Origin of the sequence: Gordonia sp. NPDC058843, assembly GCF_042743165.1 — a bacterium.
Classification (GTDB): Bacteria; Actinomycetota; Actinomycetes; order Mycobacteriales; family Mycobacteriaceae; genus Gordonia.
This window is the reverse complement of sequence record NZ_JBHYNC010000010.1, coordinates 42,411-58,530: the sequence shown is the minus strand read 5'-3', so window position 1 is coordinate 58,530 and position 16,120 is coordinate 42,411. Positions and strand designations below refer to the sequence as shown.

17 protein-coding genes are annotated in these 16,120 nt (G+C 68.4%); 14 read left to right on the top strand and 3 right to left on the bottom strand.

Going from position 1 to position 16,120, the window contains the following annotated elements:
• Positions 1-67: 67 nt before the first annotated feature.
• Complete coding sequence (locus ACFW3F_RS09715) at positions 68-850, top strand: HNH endonuclease family protein (protein WP_388056675.1); 783 nt, start codon at positions 68-70, stop codon at positions 848-850.
• A gap of 82 nt (positions 851-932) precedes the next feature.
• Here ACFW3F_RS09715 and ACFW3F_RS09710 read toward each other — a convergent pair whose 3' ends face one another.
• On the bottom strand, positions 933-1,337 hold the full coding sequence (locus ACFW3F_RS09710; protein ID WP_388056674.1) for a DUF302 domain-containing protein: 405 nt from the start codon (positions 1,335-1,337) through the stop codon (positions 933-935).
• 193 nt (positions 1,338-1,530) lie between these two features.
• Here ACFW3F_RS09710 and ACFW3F_RS09705 point away from each other — a divergent pair, with 193 nt between their 5' ends.
• The 11 genes from ACFW3F_RS09705 to ACFW3F_RS09655 all read left to right on the top strand — a co-directional run bounded on the left by ACFW3F_RS09705 (position 1,531) and on the right by ACFW3F_RS09655 (position 11,666).
• The gene (locus ACFW3F_RS09705) at positions 1,531-1,797 is read left to right on the top strand and encodes a metal-sensitive transcriptional regulator (protein ID WP_388056672.1); all 267 of its coding nucleotides are present in this window, start codon (positions 1,531-1,533) and stop codon (positions 1,795-1,797) included.
• A gap of 111 nt (positions 1,798-1,908) precedes the next feature.
• Positions 1,909-3,219, top strand: coding sequence for a glutamate-5-semialdehyde dehydrogenase (locus tag ACFW3F_RS09700; RefSeq protein WP_388056670.1), 1,311 nt, complete (start codon positions 1,909-1,911; stop codon positions 3,217-3,219).
• Complete coding sequence (locus ACFW3F_RS09695; protein WP_388056668.1) at positions 3,219-4,163, top strand: AAA family ATPase; 945 nt, start codon at positions 3,219-3,221, stop codon at positions 4,161-4,163. The genes ACFW3F_RS09700 and ACFW3F_RS09695 overlap by 1 nt, the downstream gene beginning before the upstream one ends.
• Positions 4,163-5,557 (top strand): VWA domain-containing protein, encoded by a 1,395-nt coding sequence (locus ACFW3F_RS09690; protein ID WP_388056666.1) that lies wholly within the window; start codon positions 4,163-4,165, stop codon positions 5,555-5,557. The genes ACFW3F_RS09695 and ACFW3F_RS09690 overlap by 1 nt, the downstream gene beginning before the upstream one ends.
• Before the next feature lie 47 nt (positions 5,558-5,604).
• Positions 5,605-6,357 carry a nicotinate-nucleotide adenylyltransferase gene (gene nadD, locus ACFW3F_RS09685; RefSeq protein WP_388056665.1) on the top strand — a complete coding sequence of 251 codons (753 nt, stop codon included), beginning with the start codon at positions 5,605-5,607 and terminating at the stop codon, positions 6,355-6,357.
• Positions 6,358-6,367: 10 nt separating this feature from the next.
• Entirely contained in the window at positions 6,368-6,730 is a 363-nt protein-coding gene (gene rsfS, locus ACFW3F_RS09680) for a ribosome silencing factor (RefSeq protein WP_388056663.1), read from the top strand.
• Positions 6,727-7,440, top strand: a complete 714-nt coding sequence (locus ACFW3F_RS09675; protein ID WP_388056661.1) for a histidine phosphatase family protein — start codon at positions 6,727-6,729, stop codon at positions 7,438-7,440. Before rsfS ends, ACFW3F_RS09675 begins: the two co-directional genes overlap by 4 nt.
• 13 nt (positions 7,441-7,453) lie before the next feature.
• Positions 7,454-8,257, top strand: coding sequence for a diglucosylglycerate octanoyltransferase (octT, locus tag ACFW3F_RS09670; protein WP_388056659.1), 804 nt, complete (start codon positions 7,454-7,456; stop codon positions 8,255-8,257).
• A 31-nt stretch (positions 8,258-8,288) separates the two neighbouring features.
• Positions 8,289-9,149, top strand: coding sequence for a DegV family protein (locus tag ACFW3F_RS09665; RefSeq protein WP_388056657.1), 861 nt, complete (start codon positions 8,289-8,291; stop codon positions 9,147-9,149).
• A gap of 114 nt (positions 9,150-9,263) precedes the next feature.
• A complete protein-coding gene (locus ACFW3F_RS09660; protein ID WP_388056655.1) occupies positions 9,264-10,265 on the top strand; it encodes a helix-hairpin-helix domain-containing protein in 1,002 nt (333 codons plus the stop codon).
• A gap of 3 nt (positions 10,266-10,268) precedes the next feature.
• Entirely contained in the window at positions 10,269-11,666 is a 1,398-nt protein-coding gene (locus ACFW3F_RS09655; protein WP_388056653.1) for a ComEC/Rec2 family competence protein, read from the top strand.
• A gap of 18 nt (positions 11,667-11,684) precedes the next feature.
• Here ACFW3F_RS09655 and ACFW3F_RS09650 read toward each other — a convergent pair whose 3' ends face one another.
• Entirely contained in the window at positions 11,685-13,097 is a 1,413-nt protein-coding gene (locus tag ACFW3F_RS09650; protein ID WP_388056651.1) for an amino acid permease, read from the bottom strand.
• Between the two features lie 163 nt (positions 13,098-13,260).
• Between ACFW3F_RS09650 and holA the strand changes: the two genes are divergently transcribed.
• Complete coding sequence (gene holA / locus ACFW3F_RS09645; RefSeq protein WP_388056649.1) at positions 13,261-14,229, top strand: DNA polymerase III subunit delta; 969 nt, start codon at positions 13,261-13,263, stop codon at positions 14,227-14,229.
• A 216-nt stretch (positions 14,230-14,445) separates the two neighbouring features.
• On the opposite strand, the gene rpsT is transcribed toward holA, so the two are convergent.
• A complete protein-coding gene (rpsT, locus tag ACFW3F_RS09640; RefSeq protein ID WP_388056647.1) occupies positions 14,446-14,706 on the bottom strand; it encodes a 30S ribosomal protein S20 in 261 nt (86 codons plus the stop codon).
• Between the two features lie 240 nt (positions 14,707-14,946).
• Here rpsT and ACFW3F_RS09635 point away from each other — a divergent pair, with 240 nt between their 5' ends.
• Positions 14,947-16,089, top strand: a complete 1,143-nt coding sequence (locus tag ACFW3F_RS09635; RefSeq protein WP_388056645.1) for a sulfotransferase family protein — start codon at positions 14,947-14,949, stop codon at positions 16,087-16,089.
• Positions 16,090-16,120: the final 31 nt, after the last annotated feature.

Below are 16,120 nucleotides of genomic sequence, written 5' to 3'. Positions count from 1 at the left end.
CGGCGGCCTCCGCGATGAGCCGGGTTCGTCGCGGAACCGGATGGTCGCCGTATGCGTCTGAGAAGGCATGGTGGTGCGCGATCTTCGGCTGCGTTGGCCCGCACTGCGGCGCGCCCGCATGCGGCTGCGATGGATGCTCTGGACTCCGCGGGATGCGCCGGCCTGGTCGACACGCCAGTGGGTGGTGCTCATCGCAGCCGTCGTCACGGCGGTGGCGGTCGCGGTCGGCGTCGACGGCTTCTCGGCCGACCCCGACGTCGACCCGAGGGTGCGGGCGATGGCGAGTCAGGCCGCGGCGTCCCTGCCGTCGATCCCGGTCGTGACGAGCCGTGTCGACCGCGAGGACTACGACCGGTCGGCGTTCGGCAGCGCCTGGTCCGATGCCGCGTCAGTACCCGGCGGTGGCAACGGCTGTGACACGCGCAACGACGTTCTCGGTCGCGATCTGCACGACGTCCGAGCCGGTCCGGTGTCGAGTTGCCCGCGCGCGGTGCTGGCGGGTGATCTGCTTAGTCCCTACACGGGCGACTTCGTCATCTTTCGGCGAGACCGAAACGCGTCCGCGGTGCAGATCGACCACATCGTCCCGCTGTCGTATGCCTGGGACATGGGTGCATGGTCGTGGCCGCCCGCCACGAGACTGGACTTCGCCAACGACCCGGCGAATCTCGTTGCTGTCGACGGACATTCGAATCAGGACAAGAGCGACTCGGAACCGGCGCGATGGATGCCACCCGCGACCGGATTCTGGTGTCAGTACGCGATTCAGTTCGTAGCGGTCACCAAGACCTACGGTCTGGCCATCGACGAACCCTCGCGACGCGTCTTGTCGGAGGCGTTGCGGTGCTAGGACCCAGGGGCAGACGGGGGGCGAAGTGGAATCGAAGTAAGTCAATTGAACTCGGGTGGTCTCGGAAGCGAGATGCGGTCGGTCACGCCGGTGATGACAGAGCGTCGATCGCGGCGCGCAACTTCTCTGCGGCTTCGGTGGCGACGGGTTCGAGACCGGGCTCGTCCGAGACCTGCACCATGAGAGCGGGATTCATCGCCTCGACGAGTGTGTGGTCGGGGTGGTCCGGGTCGGAGCGCACCACGACGTTGCAGGGCAACAGCAGTCCGATCTGTCGCTGGACGCCGAGTGCCCGGTGCGCCAGCTGCGGATTGCACGCGCCGAGTATGAGGTAGGGCTCCATGTCCTCGTCGAGCTTCGTCTTGAGCGTCGCCTGGACATCGATCTCGGTGAGAATGCCGAATCCCTGATCGGCGAGCGCGATTCGCGTGCGTTCGACCGCCTCCGCAAAGGAGACGGGCAGTGTGGTGGTCAGTGCGAGTGACATCGTGATTCCTTCCTGTCGTCGCTCGGGAGATCGAGATACCCCTAGGGGTATTCAACCGCCGCCCACTATACCCCCAGGGGTATGGTGGGCGTCTAAGCCGATATCGGGTACCGACAATCGCGGGGAGCCAAACAACGCGACCGGACAGGTCACGGGCACGTGATCCCCGCGCACCGACACTGAGGAGATGGTGATGACCGGTGACGACGAAGCGATGAGTGCCGTGCTCAACCGGCTGCGGCGCGCCCAGGGGCAGCTCGCGGGTGTGATCGCAATGATCGAGGCGGGCCGCGACTGTAAAGACGTCGTCACCCAACTCGCGGCGGTGTCGCGGGCGCTGGACCGGGCCGGTTTCAAGATCGTGGCCTCGGGAATGCGGCAGTGCATCGAGACCGTTGACGGAGAGCAGCCGCCGCTGACCGAGGCCGAACTGGAGAAGCTGTTCCTCGCCCTCGCCTGAGTGCGGACCCGGTGTATCTCGTTGGGGACGAGAAACCGCCAGGGCTACTCTTGAGAACGGCACACTCCAGGGCGGCACCGCTCCGGAACCACCGCGAAGTCGAGGATGTTGATGAGCGCACCCACCGCAGAGCAGACCGTCGCAGAAGGCGGGCCCGGCGCCGAGGAGACCGCGGGCAATTCCGAGATCGAGAAGGTCGTCCTCGGACTCGCCCGAGCCGCCAAGTCGGCGTCCCGCTCACTGAGCGGTCTGACGACCGCGGGCAAGAACGAGGTCCTGCTCGCCGCGGCCGACGCCATCGAGGCCGCCACGGAGACCATCCTCGCCGCCAATGCCGAGGACATCGCCCGTGCCGAAGAGGCCGACATCGAGGTGAGCCTGCTCGACCGCCTGCGGCTCGACGAGGCGCGCGTCGCGGGTATCGCCAACGGTCTGCGTCAGGTCGCGGTGCTCCCGGACCCGATCGGCGAGGTCGTCGCGGGTAAGACCCTCCCCAACGGATTGCAACTGCGGCAGCTGCGCGTACCTCTCGGGGTCGTGGGCATCGTGTACGAGGCGCGGCCCAATGTCACCGTCGACGCTTTCGGGATCTCCTTCAAGTCCGGCAACGCGGTCCTGCTGCGTGGGTCGTCGTCGGCTGCGTCGTCGAACGCCGAGCTCGTGCGCGTGCTGCGGGAGACCCTGTCGTCCAAGGGTGTCAGCGCCGACGCGGTGTCGCTGCTGCCCAGCGACGATCGCTCCAGCGTCACCGCGCTCATCCGGGCACGCGGACTCGTGGACGTGGTCATCCCCCGCGGGGGCGCGGGACTCATCGAAGCCGTGGTGTCGAACGCGACGGTCCCGACGATCGAGACCGGCGTCGGCAACTGCCACGTCTACGTACACGCACTCGCCGACCTCGACGTAGCGGCGCGAGTCATCCTGAACTCCAAGACCCGCAGGCCCAGTGTCTGCAACACCGCCGAGACGGTCCTCGTCGACAAGGCCGTCGCCGCCGACGCGCTCCCGCGGATCACCTCGGTCCTGCAGACCCAGGGCGTGGTGATCCACGGCGACGAGCCGGGTATGGAACCGGCGACCGAGGACGACTGGTCGATGGAGTACCTGTCGATGGACATCGCGATGAAGGTCGTCGACGGTCTCGATGCCGCGGTCGCCCACATCGACACCTACGGGACCGGCCACACCGAGGCGATCATCACCACCGACCTGGCGGCCGCCGACGAGTTCACGCGGCGTGTGGACGCCGCGGCCGTGATGGTGAACGCGTCCACTGCATTCACCGACGGCGAGCAGTTCGGTTTCGGTGCCGAGATCGGCATCTCCACCCAGAAGCTCCATGCGCGCGGACCGATGGGTCTGCCGGAGCTGACCTCGACCAAATGGGTGGTCTGGGGCAACGGCCACGTGCGGCCCGCCTGATGAGCGGCAGCACCCCGGGTGCGGGGAACACTCAGTACACGGGCTCGGGACCTGCCGTCGTGCCCTCGTTCGAGGGTGTCGACGACGTCGTCGGACGTCTACGGGCCACCGGGTATCTCGCCGACGACGCCACTGCGACGTCGACCTTCCTCGCCGACCGTCTCGGTAAACCGTTGCTGGTCGAGGGGCCGGCGGGTGTCGGCAAGACCGAGCTGGCCCGGTCCATCGCGGCGGCCACGGATGCCGAACTGATCCGCCTGCAGTGCTATGAGGGCATCGACGAGGCCCGCGCCCTGTACGAGTGGAATCACGCCAAGCAGATCCTGCACATCCAGGCGACGGGGGATCGTGCGTGGGATGAGGCCAAGGCCGACATCTTCTCCGACGAATTCCTCCTGCCGCGCCCGCTGCTCAAGGCGATCTCGCGCGAGGGCGCCACCGTGCTCCTCATCGACGAGGTCGACAAGGCCGACGTCGACATGGAAGGCCTGTTGCTGGAAGTGCTCAGCGACTTCGCCATCACCATCCCGGAGATGGGAACCGTTGCTGCCCAACGGCGGCCGATCGTGTTGCTCACGTCCAATGCGACCCGCGAGCTGTCCGAGGCGCTCAAGCGCCGCTGCCTCTACCTCTACATCGACTTCCCGGATGCCGAGCGCGAGAAGGAGATCCTCGCGTCGCGGGTGCCGAACCTGTCGGATTCGCTCAGCGCCGAACTCGTGCGGATCGTCGGGGTCCTGCGCACCCTGGACATCCGCAAGAAGCCGTCGGTCGCCGAGACGATCGACTGGGCCAACACCCTTCTGGCGCTGGGTGCAGGTGAGAAGGCGACGGCGAAGAGCGGTGGCGGATTCGACGACGGACTCATCGCACGGACGCTGGGTGTGGTGCTCAAGCACCGACCGGACCTCAAGACGGCCCTCAAAGAACTCAAGCTGGGCTGATGACGGCTCCGCTCGTAGCGCACCTCACCGACTTCGTCGACGAGTTACGCCGACGCGGGATCGTGGTCGGGCCGTCGGCGCTGATCGATGCGGCGAGCGCGATGGAAGTCCTCGACCTCCTCGAGCGCTCCCGGTTGCGGGAGGGTCTGGCGACGACGCTGCTCGTCGACCATGCTCATCGCGGTGTGTTCGACCGGGTCTTCGACCTGTGGTTCCCGGTCGGCGCCGGGATGCGCACGGTCACCGAGGATCTGCCACGCACTCCCGACGGTGAGCTCGACGTCGACGCGGTGCGGGACGCGCTCGCGGAGATGCTCGCCGACGACGCGGCAGCCAACGACGGTCGGCTCGACCAGGCCATCGCCATGATCGTCGACGAGCTGGGGCGTTACGGGTCGACGCGGGGTGAGGCGTTCTCGGCCTACCAGGCCATCACGGCGGTCAGCCCGCAGACGCTGATCGCGAAGATCGCGGCGGCCATGGCCGGCGGTGGCGACGAGGACGGCGGGCGCGCCGGCACCGAACCGCTGTACCGGCAGGCGGCGCGCCAGAAGGCCAATGATCTGCGTGCGGCGATCGAGCGAGAGACGCAGCGGCGCATGGCCGACCGCAACGGTCGCGAGAAAGTCGGCGCCTACGCGGTGCCGCCGCTGCCGGAGAACGTCAACTTCCTGTCGGCGGGCGCCAAGGAGCAGGTCGAGATCCGCAAGACCATCGAGCCGCTGGCCAGATTGCTGGCCGCGAAGCTCGAGACGCGGCGCCGACGAGCCCATCGCGGTGCGGTCGACGTCCGGAAGACGTTGCGCGCCTCGATGTCCACCGGCGGGGTGCCCATCGAACTGAGTCACCGCAAGCCACGACCGGGGCGTCCCGAACTCATCATCATCTGCGACGTGTCGGGGTCGGTGGCCGGATTCAGCCAGTTCACGTTGCGGCTGGTGTACGCACTGCGCCAGCAGTTCTCGAAGGTGCGGGTGTTCGCCTTCGTCGACACCGTCGACGAGGTGACCGAGTACTTCGACCACGGCGAGGAGGATTTCGGTGCGGCGATGCATCACATGATCTCCACCGCGCGCATCTCCACCCGCGACGGTCACTCGGATTACGGCAACATGCTGGCCGGGTTCGTCGCCGATTACGGCGACTCCCTGACCCATCGGGGGGCGTTGCTGATCCTCGGCGATGCCCGGAACAACTACCACGACCCGCATGCCGACGCGCTGGCGACGCTGGTGGAACGGGCCCGGCACGCCTACTGGTTGAACCCGGAGGCCAAGCAGCACTGGGGTTCGGGTGACTCGATCGCGACCGACTACGAGGACGTGATCGACATGTTCGAATGCCGCAACGCCACCCAATTGGGCACGGTCATCGCCGACCTGTTGCCGATCTGACCAGCGCCGCCGTCTCCGATCGGAGCCGACGCGTAGACTGACCGTCCATGTCACCCGACCGCCCACGTGCGCGCCGTATCGGCGTGATGGGCGGCACGTTCGACCCGATCCACAACGGGCACCTCGTCGCGGCCAGTGAGGTCGCCCACCGGTTCTCGTTGGACGAGGTGATCTTCGTGCCGACCGGCCGTCCATGGCAGAAGATGGGCGAGCAGGGGACCGTGAGTCCGCCCGAGGACCGCTACCTCATGACGGTGATCGCGACCGCGTCGAATCCGCAGTTCAGCGTGAGCCGCGTCGACATCGATCGCGACGGCGACACCTACACCGTGGACACGCTCCGCGATCTGAGCGCGCTGCTCCCGGATGCTCAGCTGTACTTCATCACCGGAGCCGATGCGCTCGAATCGATCCTCTCGTGGCAGGACTGGGAGGAACTGTTCGGCCTCGCCCGGTTCGTCGGCGTGAGCCGGCCGGGTTACGAACTCGACGCGACACATCTGGCGCATCATCTCGAGGCCATGCCCGCCGACACCCTGCATCTGCTGGAGATCCCGGCACTGGCGATCTCGTCCACCGAATGCCGCACGCGCGCGTCGCTCGGCCGGCCGGTCTGGTATCTGGTGCCCGATGGCGTCGTGCAGTACATCGCGAAGCGAAAGCTGTATCGTGCGGCTCGGGCATCGTCGCCCGGTGTTTCCGCCCCGGCTCTGCCGGGAGCCAACCGCCCCGAGAGGCCCCCGCCCGAGAACGCCCAGGGGTCGGCGCGGGGCGTGGGCGAACAGGCCGTAAGCGAATGAGAGGACAAGTGTGACTGCGTCAGCGCAAGCACTGGAGATGGCCAAGGTGGCCGCTCTGGCCGCGGCCGAGAAGCTCGCCCACGAGGTGACCGTGATCGACGTGTCCGAGCAGTTGGTGATCACCGACGCGTTCGTGATCGCCTCGGCGGACAACGAGCGCCAGGTGAACTCGATCGTCGACGAGGTCGAGGAGAAACTGCGGGAGGCCGGTCACAAGCCGCTGCGACGCGAGGGCACTCGCGAGGGTCGCTGGGCGCTGCTCGACTATGCCGACATCGTGGTGCACATCCAGCACACCGACGAGAGACGCTTCTACGCGCTGGAGAGTCTGTGGAAGGACTGCCCGGTCGTCGAGGTCGAAGGGCTCTCGTGAGTGGCGGTCCGGATTCTCACGACACCGCCGTCGAACGACTCACCCCGGTGGTCCGACGCCTGATCCTGCTGCGGCACGGGCAGACCGAGTACAACGCCGCGAGTCGGATGCAGGGTCAGCTCGACACCGATCTGTCCGAGCTCGGTGTACGGCAGGCCAACTCGGCAGCGGTGGAGCTCGCCAAGCGGCAGCCGGTGGTGATCTGGTCGTCGGATCTGCGACGGGCGCGCGACACCGCCGAGGCGCTCGCGCGGCGAACAGGGCTGCCGGTGACGACCGATGTGCGTCTTCGCGAGACACATCTCGGGGAGTGGCAGGGGCTGACCCATCTGGACGTCGATGCCGCGATGCCGGGGGCTCGCGTCATCTGGCGCGACGACGCGACCTGGACGCCGCCGGGCGGGGAGAGTCGTGTCGACGTGGCGCGACGTTCCACCCCGCTGGTCGACGAGTTGATCGAGCAGCTGCCGGAGTGGGGTGTCGGCGACAACCCGGAGGCTCCGGTGGTGCTGGTCGCCCACGGAGGCGTCATCGCCGCGATGACGGCGGCGCTGCTCGGACTGCCGGTCGAGAACTGGCCGGCCTTCGGCGGCCTCGCGAACACGAGTTGGGTCCAGCTGTCGGGTCACGGCGCACCGGGCGAACTGCCGCGCTGGCGGCTCGACGTGTGGAACGCCTCTGCCGAGGACTCCGACCCCGCGGTGCAGTGAGCGACGTCCTCCGATGACCGGGTCAGCCGCAGCCGACCAGGTGCCGGCCGGCGCCGACGCGCAGGAACGGTGCGTGCTGATCCTCTCCGACTCGCTCGCGTACTACGGCCCGCAGGGCGGTCTGCCCGCGGACGACCCTCGTATCTGGCCGACGCTCGTGGGGGCTGCGACGGGTTCGTCGGTCCGGCTGTTCGGCCGGATCGGGTGGACGAGTCGTGACGTCTGGTGGGCGTTGACCCAGGACCCGAACATCTGGGCCACCGTGCCTCGAGCCGACGCGGTGGTCCTGGCGTTCGGTGGGATGGACTCGCTGCCCTCACCGCTGCCCACGGCCTTCCGAGAGCAGATCCGGTACATCCGGCCGAATGGGTTGCGGCAGAAGATCCGTGAGGCCTATGGGTGGATACAACCCCGCGGATCTCGCCTCGGTTGGCCCCTGGCGTTGCCGCCGCGCGTCACGATCGAGTACCTCGAGAAGGTTCGGGCCGCGCTTGCCCAGCTGCGCCCGGATCTGCCCATCGTGGTGTGCTTGCCGCCCACCCACCGCAGTCCGTACTACGGCAACGTCCATGCCGGCCGGATCCCGACGACCGCGGCGATGGCACGGTGGGCGTCGGGCCACGGTCTACCGTGCGTCGACTTCTATCCGGTCACCCGCGACTCGTTCGACGATCCCGACGTCGAGATGAACCCCGATGGAATCCATTGGGGCTTCTCGTGCCATCGTCGGATCGCCGACCTGGTGTTCCCGGTCGTCGATGCGGTCCGGAAGAGCGGAGACCCCGCCACCGAGGGGCCGACACCGACGCCCATGTGAGCTCGGAGCGTGAACCCGTTAACGTAGACGCGTGCCTGTCGTCGTCGTCACAGACTCCTCGTCCCGACTGCCGCGGTCGGTGACCGAGCACTACGGGATCCGGCAGGTCCCGCTGCACGTCACCGTCGACGACAAGGACTACCGCGAGGGCGTCGACGACATCCCCGCCGACATCGTCACGACGCCGGGTGTGACCACCTCCGGCGCGAACCCCAACGAACTGGCGGAGTATTTCGAGGCGGCCCTGGAAGCGAGTGAGGGCGCCGGGGTCGTCGCCGTCCACATGTCCCGCCGGTTGTCGGGAACCTGGAGTTCGGCTCGGATGGCCGCGGAGAAGTTCTCGGGGCAGGTTCGCGTCGTCGACTCCCGATCTGTCGGTCTCGCAGTCGGTTTCACCGCCATCGCGGCTGCGCAGGCGGCCGCCGGCGGAGCCGACCGCGACCGTGTGTACGAGTCCGCCATCCGGCAGGCCGCAACCGTGGATTCCCTGTTGTGCGTGCAGCAACTCGACAATCTGCGCAACAGTGGCCGGATCAGTGCGGCGGGCAAGCTCTTCGGGTCGGCGTTGTCGATCAAACCGATCCTCCACATGGTCGACGGCACCCTGACGCTCAAGGAGCGTCATCGGACGTTCTCCAAGGCGCTCGACAAGATGGTCGACGCCGCGGCGGACTCCGCGGGCGGTCGCGCCGTCACGGTCGGAATCCAGCACTGCCAGAGTCCCGATGTCGCCGAGGAACTGCGCGCGGCCGTCCATGCCAAGCTGCGAGTGGTGACCTCTGAGCTGACCGTCGATCTCGGTCCCATCCTCGGCATTCACGTCGGACCCGGCGCGGTGGGGGTCGTGATCGCCGCACATCTCGATCCGATCGAAGGTCTCGAGGAAGACTGAGGGTCGGCGCGCGCCGGGCTGCTCATCCACACGAGGGCGTAGTCGTCCACAGATCTCGATCCTCGGCGTTCATGCACCGAGATGAGGTGCCGACGACACCTAACGTGTGGCGTCATGAGCGCATCAGGACGGCGGAACCCGCTGGACCGACTGGCTCCGGCGGCCGAGCTGCCGGGCCGCCGGACCGGCGCAGCCGACATCGATCCGGATTCCGCGACGGGCGAGTCGGACCCCGACCATCCGGGCGGGACCGTCGACGAACCCGCGCACCCCGGATGGGGGATCGGGGGGATGCCGACGTGGCTCGACACCCCGCCGGCGCGCCCTCCACGCCGTCGCACCGACCGCGACGGCCTCGCCGATGCCGATGACGACGAGGATGACGACGCCGATGACGTCGCTGTCCCCAGACGTCGTTTCGCGGTCGCGCCGCCGGCCGCTCTCGCGCTGATCGCGGTCGGCATCGTCGTCTGCGCGGTGGCCGCCTTCGGCTTGTTCCGCGGTTCGGAGTCGGCGCCTGTCGTCGATTTCGGTGCAGTGGCCGGCACCACGCGGGTGGCGGACTCATCGCCGCCTGCGGTGCCGCGCGAGTCGACTCCGGCGCAGCTGGTGGTCAGTGTCGTCGGGCTGGTCCACAAGCCGGGTCTGGTGCGGCTTGTCCCCGGTGCGCGGGTCGCCGAGGCGATCGATCGGGCGGGTGGCGCGCGCAAGGACGCGGATCTCCTGTCCTTGAATCTCGCGCAGGTGCTGCGCGACGGCGACCAGATCCTCGTCGGCTACGCCGGCGGTGAGGGGCAGATGTCGCTGCGCAGTGCCGTGGTCGGTCCGTCCGGTGCACCCGGTGCGCCGGACGCGCCTGCCGGCGCAGGCTCGGCGAGTGCCGGTGCTCCCGCCGACGGTGCGGGAAGCCCGCCCGACACCGGCGGACTCGTGAACCTCAACACCGCCACCGAGGCCGACCTGGACGAGCTGCCCGGGGTCGGCCCGGTGACCGCGAAGGCCATCCTGTCGTGGCGAGAACGGAACGGGCGCTTCACGTCCGTGGACCAGCTCGCCGAGGTCGACGGCATCGGCCCGGCACGCCTGGCCAGACTGCGCGACCTCGTGACGGTCTGACCGGTGGATTACCGCCTGCTGGTGCCGGCGGCGGCGGTGTGGTCGGTGACGGCTTTCGGGCTGGTGATGCCGACCGGTCACACGCTCGGGCTCGCGATCGGTGCCGGGGTGGTCGGCCTGCTCGGCACGCTGGTCTTCCTCACCGGGCGGATCGGATGGGGGGTGGTCGGTCTGGTCGTCGTGGCCGCCGGACTCGCGGCGGTGTGCGCGACGTCGTTGACGGTTCGGCAGGAGGCCCGTTCCGATCACCCGCTCGCGATGGCGACCGGCAAGGCGACGGTCGTGCTGGTCGTGCGCAGCGACCCGACGGTCGTCGGCCCCCCGTCCGCCGGACGGGTCCGGGTCCGTGTCGAGGTCGAACAGGTTGGAAGGCAACGAGTTCCACCGGCCGCTGCCGATCTGATGGGTGATGTTCAGGAGTGGGCGGGCCTGCTACCCGGGCAACGAGCGGTCACGCTCGTACGGGTACGACCCCCGCCCGAGCACTCACTTGTGCTGGCGACGCTGACGGCGCAGCGACCGCGGCCGGTCGGCTCACCGCCCGCCCATCAGGAGGTGGCCGGCGCGATCCGGGAACGCTTGCAGACGCTGGCCGCGCGCGGGCTCGATGAGGACGCGGCCGGACTTCTGCCCGGACTCGTACTCGGCGACGAGAGCGCGCTCGACGACGGACTGCGGCACGACTTCCGCGACGCGGGGTTGAGTCATCTCACGGCGGTGAGCGGGAGCAACTTCGCCATCGTCTGCGGCGCAGCACTTCTGGTGGTCCGCGGTGCGGGTGTGCCACCGCGGGCGGCGGCGATCGTCGGACTGGTGGTGATCTCGGGTTTCGTGGTGCTCGTCCGGCCCTCGCCGAGTGTGCTGCGTGCGGCCCTGATGGGCGCCGTGGGAGTGCTGGCGCTCTTCGCCTCTCGTCGAGCGCAGGCCTTTCCGGCGCTGGGTGCTGCGGTCGTCGGCGGTCTGTTGTGGTGGCCCGAACTCGCGCTGCAACCGGGGTTTGCGCTGTCGGTCGCCGCCACCGCGGCCATCGTGCTGTGGGCACCACGACTCCGTGACCGCTTGCGCGAGTGGCGTTGTCCGCCCGGCATTGCCGAGGTGCTGGCGATGGCGGTCACCGCGCAGGTGGTGACGGCGCCGATCGTGGTCGTGGTGACCGGCACGTTCTCGGTGGTGGGGATCGTCGCGAACGTTCTCGTCGCCCCGGTGGTCGCAGTGATCAGTGTGGTCGGCACCCTCGCCGCACTCATCGGTGCGATCGGACCGCCCGATGGGGTCGGCGCGTTGGTGGGCGAGTTGCTCGTGCGCGCACTCGCGCCCGAGCTGTGGTGGATGGTCGCCTGCGCGCGCACCCTCGGTGGGGTGAGCTGGGCGAGTGTGGACGTGTGGTCCCCGTTCGGGTGAGCCCTGAGGGGTTCGCGGTCAGACCTCGCGGTCGGCCAACTCGCCTGCGGTGCGGTTCCACACCAGGTAGCCGATGCCGACGGCGGCGAACCAGACCGCCCCGACGATCAGCGCGATCCGGCCGTCGCGGTCGAAGAACAGCAGGACGAACACCATCGCGAGGAAGGCGAGTGCGAGCCACGTGGTCACCGGGGCACCGGGGACCCGGTAATCCGAGCGAGGCAGTTCGCCGCGCGCGACCTTACGGCGATAGGCCATCTGGCACAGCAGGATCGTCGACCAGATGACGATGATGCCGACGGTCGACACCGCGGTGATGTAGGCGAAGGCGTGCGCGGGATCGATGACGTTGACCACGACGCCGATCGCCATCACCGCGGCGCTCAGCGTGATTCCCGCCGCCGGGACCTTGCGCTGAGAGAGCCGCGTCAACTGCCGCGGGGCGTCACCCGTGTGGGCCAGGGAACGCAACATGCGTCCGGTGGAGTAGATGCCGGAGTTGCACGACGACAGAGCGGCGGTGAGCAGGATGAAGTTGACGATGCCGGCCGCGCCGGGGATGCCGATGTAGGAGAACACGGAGACGAAGGGACTCTCGCCGGCCTGGAAGTCCTTCCAGCTGCGGACCGAGAGGATCACCAGAAGCGAACCGACGTAGAAGATACCGATGCGGAACGGCACGGTGTTGATCGCCTTACGCAGTGTCACACGCGGGTTCTGGGCCTCGCCCGCGGTCACGCCGACGAGTTCGACACCGACATAGGCGAACATGACGATCTGCAGGCTCAGCAGGGCGTTGCTGAACCCGGTCGCGAAGAACCCGCCGTCGTTCCACAGGTTCGTCACCGACGGGCCGGTCTCGGGTCCCAGCCCCGCGATCGGGAGCAGCACGCCGATGCCGACGATGATCATGCCGAGGATGGCGGTGACCTTGATGGCGGAGAACCAGAACTCCGCGCGACCGAAGACCCCGACCGAGATCAGGTTGGCGCCGAACAGCACGACGAGCGCGACGAGGGCGGTGACCCACACCGGGACCGACGGCCACCAGTAGTTGATGTACTTGCCCGCGACGGTGATCTCGGCCATGCACGTCGTCGTCCACACCGCCCAGTAGGTCCAGCCCTGGCTGAAACCGGCGAAGCGCCCGAGGAACTCGTCAGCGTACTCGCTGATGCCGCCGGAGATCGGCCGGTAGATGAGGAGTTCGCCGAGGGCACGCATCACGATGAAGATCGCGAGGCCGGCCAGCGCGTACGCCAGGATGAGGGCCGGCCCGGCCTTCTCGATCGCGCCACCGGCGCCGTAGAACAACCCGGTGCCGATCGCGCCGCCGATGGCGATCATCTGCACGGTGCGGGCGGTGAGTCCGCGCTCGTATCCCTCGTCGGTGTCGGCACCCGTCTCGGTGCCGGGGTGCTCGACAGTCACGCGGTCGACTCCTGAACGTCGGTGGACTCCTGGCCGATGCTCACGGTAACGACCCACGATCGGGCAGATTCACTGACCCACAGTGATTGTCCAGTTTGTCGTATTCGGGGGCCGGGGTGGCGGTCCGAGGGCCGTGTCGGGGCCGTCTGGCACCATTGTCGCCGTGACCGATCGCCTGCACCTGCTGCTCGGAGACGACGACTTCCTCACCGGCCGGGTGATCTCGACGGTGGTCGATGCCGCGTCGAAGGCCGCCGGGACCCCGGTGCCGGTGACCCGGGTGCGTGCCGGCGACGTGAGCGAACACGAGCTCGCCGAAATGCTCAGCCCGTCGCTGTTCGCCGAGGAGCGGGTCATCGTCCTCGAGGCCGCGGCGGACGCGGGCAAGGAGCCGGCCGCGCTGATCGCCGCGACCGCGTCGTCGTTGCCCGAAGGCATCACGCTGATGGTGGTTCACCACGGCGGAGGCCGGGCCAAGTCGATGGTCCCGGCGCTCAAGAAGGCTGGTGCCGTCGAACACGAGACCGCGGCCCCGAAGTGGCCGTCGGAGCGGATGACTTTCGTGCGCAACGAGTTCCGGGCTCTCGGTGTGAAGGTCGGTGCCGACGTCGTCGAGCAGGTCGTCGAAGGTGTCGGATCGGAACTGCGCGAGCTGGCCGCCGCTTGCGCGCAACTCGTGGCCGACACCGGTGGCAAGGTCGATCGTGACACCGTGCGTCTGTACTACCAGGGTCGTCCCGAGGTGACGGGTTTCGAGGTGGCCGACCGCGCCGTGACGGGCGACCGTGCGGGCGCGCTGGAGTCGTTGGCCTGGGCCCTGCATCACGGCGTGCCGCGGGTGCTGCTGGCCGATGCCCTGGCCGAGGCCGTCCATGCCATCGCGCGGATCCGACCCATGGGGTCGATCAACCACTTCGATGCGGCCCGGGAGTTGGGTATGCCGCCCAACCGGGTCAAGAACGTGCAGGCGAAAGCCAAGGCGTGGGACGCGGAATCGATCGCGCGGGCGATCGGCGTGGTCGCCGCGCTCAACGCCGACGTGAAAGGGCAGGCCGCCGACCCCGACTACAGCCTCACCCATGCGGTCGCGACCGTCGCCGGCCTCAGACCCGACGGGCGTCGACGGAGCTGACCGTCGCGGCGGCCGATTGATGTCGCATGCGACTTCGGTTGGTGGGCGGCTGGACCAGCGGGGCCGGCTCGACCAGCGGGGGCCGGCTCGACCGGTGGACGGTCGAAGAAACGCCGATCACCCCGGCAGCCGCGTGATGCTGCCGGGGTGATCGAAGGTATGAAGATGTGACGACGGACGAACCGTCGGGGACCGGCCGGGGCCGGTGGTGTCAGATCAGAGCTTGTTGACCGCGAGGGCGATGGCCGACTTCTTGTTGGCGGCCTGGTTGGCGTGGATGACGCCCTTGCTGGCAGCCTTGTCGAGCTTGCGGCTGGCGGTCTGGCCGAGCTCGGCAGCCTTCGTCTTGTCGCCGGAGTCGACAGCCTCACGGAAGCTTCGGATCGCGGTACGAAGGGCCGACTTCACCGACTGGTTGCGCTGGCGGTTCGCTTCGTTGGTGCGATTGCGCTTGATCTGAGACTTGATGTTTGCCACGCGTGATACCTCTGTCGTTGCTGGTGGATACGTCTGTCTGTTCGGGTCGGGCGGTCGGCCACAGGGGGTCGAACTCGCACCGGGCGGTGTCGGCGCGTGAAGCATCTCCACGGCGTCACCGCAACAGCGCACAACATTACCAGCCGGGATCGGCCCGCCAAAATCCGCGTCGAGGACACACCACGCGTTCGCGCCCGCCAATAAGAATCATCGTGAACTTATGTCTACGGTGGACCCATCATGTCCGTCGTTTACGTACACATCGGCCTGCCCAAGACCGGGACCACGCACCTCCAGGATCGCCTCTGGCGAAACCGGGACCTGGCCCTGCAGTCCTCCGGTCTGCTATATCCCGGCAATGTGATCTCCGATCACTTCCACGCCGCGGTTCACCTGCAGCCGGAGCGGTACCTCGACTGGGTCGATCCCGCCTTCGCCGGCACCTGGCCGACGATGCTCGGTCAGATCCGGGCCTGGCCGCAGATCTCGTTGCTGTCGCACGAGCTGTACAGCACCGCGACCGTCGACCAGGTCGAACGGTTGATGGCGGATCTGTCCTTCGCCGACGAGGTCCACGTGATCGCAACGGTCCGAGACCTCGGTCGTCAGCTCCCGTCCGTGTGGCAGGAGAACGTCAAGAACCAGCGTCGGGCCTCGTTCGACGAGTTCGTCGACTCGGTGGCGTTCGCGTCCGAGGGTCGTCGCAACGGCGGGCCTGTCACCGTGGGCCCCGACGAGGAGCCGTTCTGGGAGTTCCAGGACCACGTCGGCATCCTGGAGCGCTGGTCGCGATTCGTCGGGCCCGAGCGCGTGCACGTGGTCACCGTGCCGGCGAAAGGCGCCGCGCCGTGCGACACACTGTGGGATCGGTTCCTGCGCGTCATGCACATCGATCCGGCACCCCTGCGTGTCCCGGTTCCCAGTCTGAACAGTTCACTCTCGGCCGCACAGGCGGAGTTCCTGCGTGAGCTCAATCGTCGCCTGCAGCCCGAGGTCGTCGAATGGCGCCGATACGAGCGGATCATCAAGGGGCAACTGATCGGGGAGATCCTGTTCGAGGCGCCCTCCGGCCCTCCGCAAGGGCTCTCGGACAAGAGTCGTGAATGGGCGGCGGGTGAGTCCCGGCGGATGGTCGCGGCGGTCCGCGAGGCCGGATACGACGTCGTCGGCGACCTCGACGATCTGGTGGTCTCGGCCGAACACGACGCCGGCGACGTACCGCAGCCGACGGACGGTGAGGTGCTCGACGTCGCGCTCGACACGATCGCGGCGATGGTGCTCGCGGCGCCACTGCCCAAGGTCGGCCCCCGTGCACGGACCCGGGCGGCGAACGTGCTGCGCAGGGTCAAGCGGCGGGTGATCGCCGCGCGACGCTCACTCTGATCGGCGGTCCGAGCGCCGTTCTGGCTTCGTC

Excerpts from the sequence above, each read along its gene's own strand:
- ACFW3F_RS09695 (WP_388056668.1), top strand. The coding sequence starts at position 3,219 with ATGAGCGGCAGCACCCCGGGTGCGGGGAACACTCAGTACACGGGCTCG.
- ACFW3F_RS09705 (WP_388056672.1), top strand. The coding sequence starts at position 1,531 with ATGACCGGTGACGACGAAGCGATGAGTGCCGTGCTCAACCGGCTGCGG.
- ACFW3F_RS09710 (WP_388056674.1), bottom strand. The coding sequence starts at position 1,337 with ATGTCACTCGCACTGACCACCACACTGCCCGTCTCCTTTGCGGAGGCG.
- ACFW3F_RS09715 (WP_388056675.1), top strand. The coding sequence starts at position 68 with ATGGTGGTGCGCGATCTTCGGCTGCGTTGGCCCGCACTGCGGCGCGCC.
- nadD (WP_388056665.1), top strand. The coding sequence starts at position 5,605 with ATGTCACCCGACCGCCCACGTGCGCGCCGTATCGGCGTGATGGGCGGC.
- ACFW3F_RS09635 (WP_388056645.1), top strand. The coding sequence starts at position 14,947 with ATGTCCGTCGTTTACGTACACATCGGCCTGCCCAAGACCGGGACCACG.
- octT (WP_388056659.1), top strand. The coding sequence starts at position 7,454 with ATGACCGGGTCAGCCGCAGCCGACCAGGTGCCGGCCGGCGCCGACGCG.
- ACFW3F_RS09660 (WP_388056655.1), top strand. The coding sequence starts at position 9,264 with ATGAGCGCATCAGGACGGCGGAACCCGCTGGACCGACTGGCTCCGGCG.
- ACFW3F_RS09700 (WP_388056670.1), top strand. The coding sequence starts at position 1,909 with ATGAGCGCACCCACCGCAGAGCAGACCGTCGCAGAAGGCGGGCCCGGC.
- ACFW3F_RS09690 (WP_388056666.1), top strand. The coding sequence starts at position 4,163 with ATGACGGCTCCGCTCGTAGCGCACCTCACCGACTTCGTCGACGAGTTA.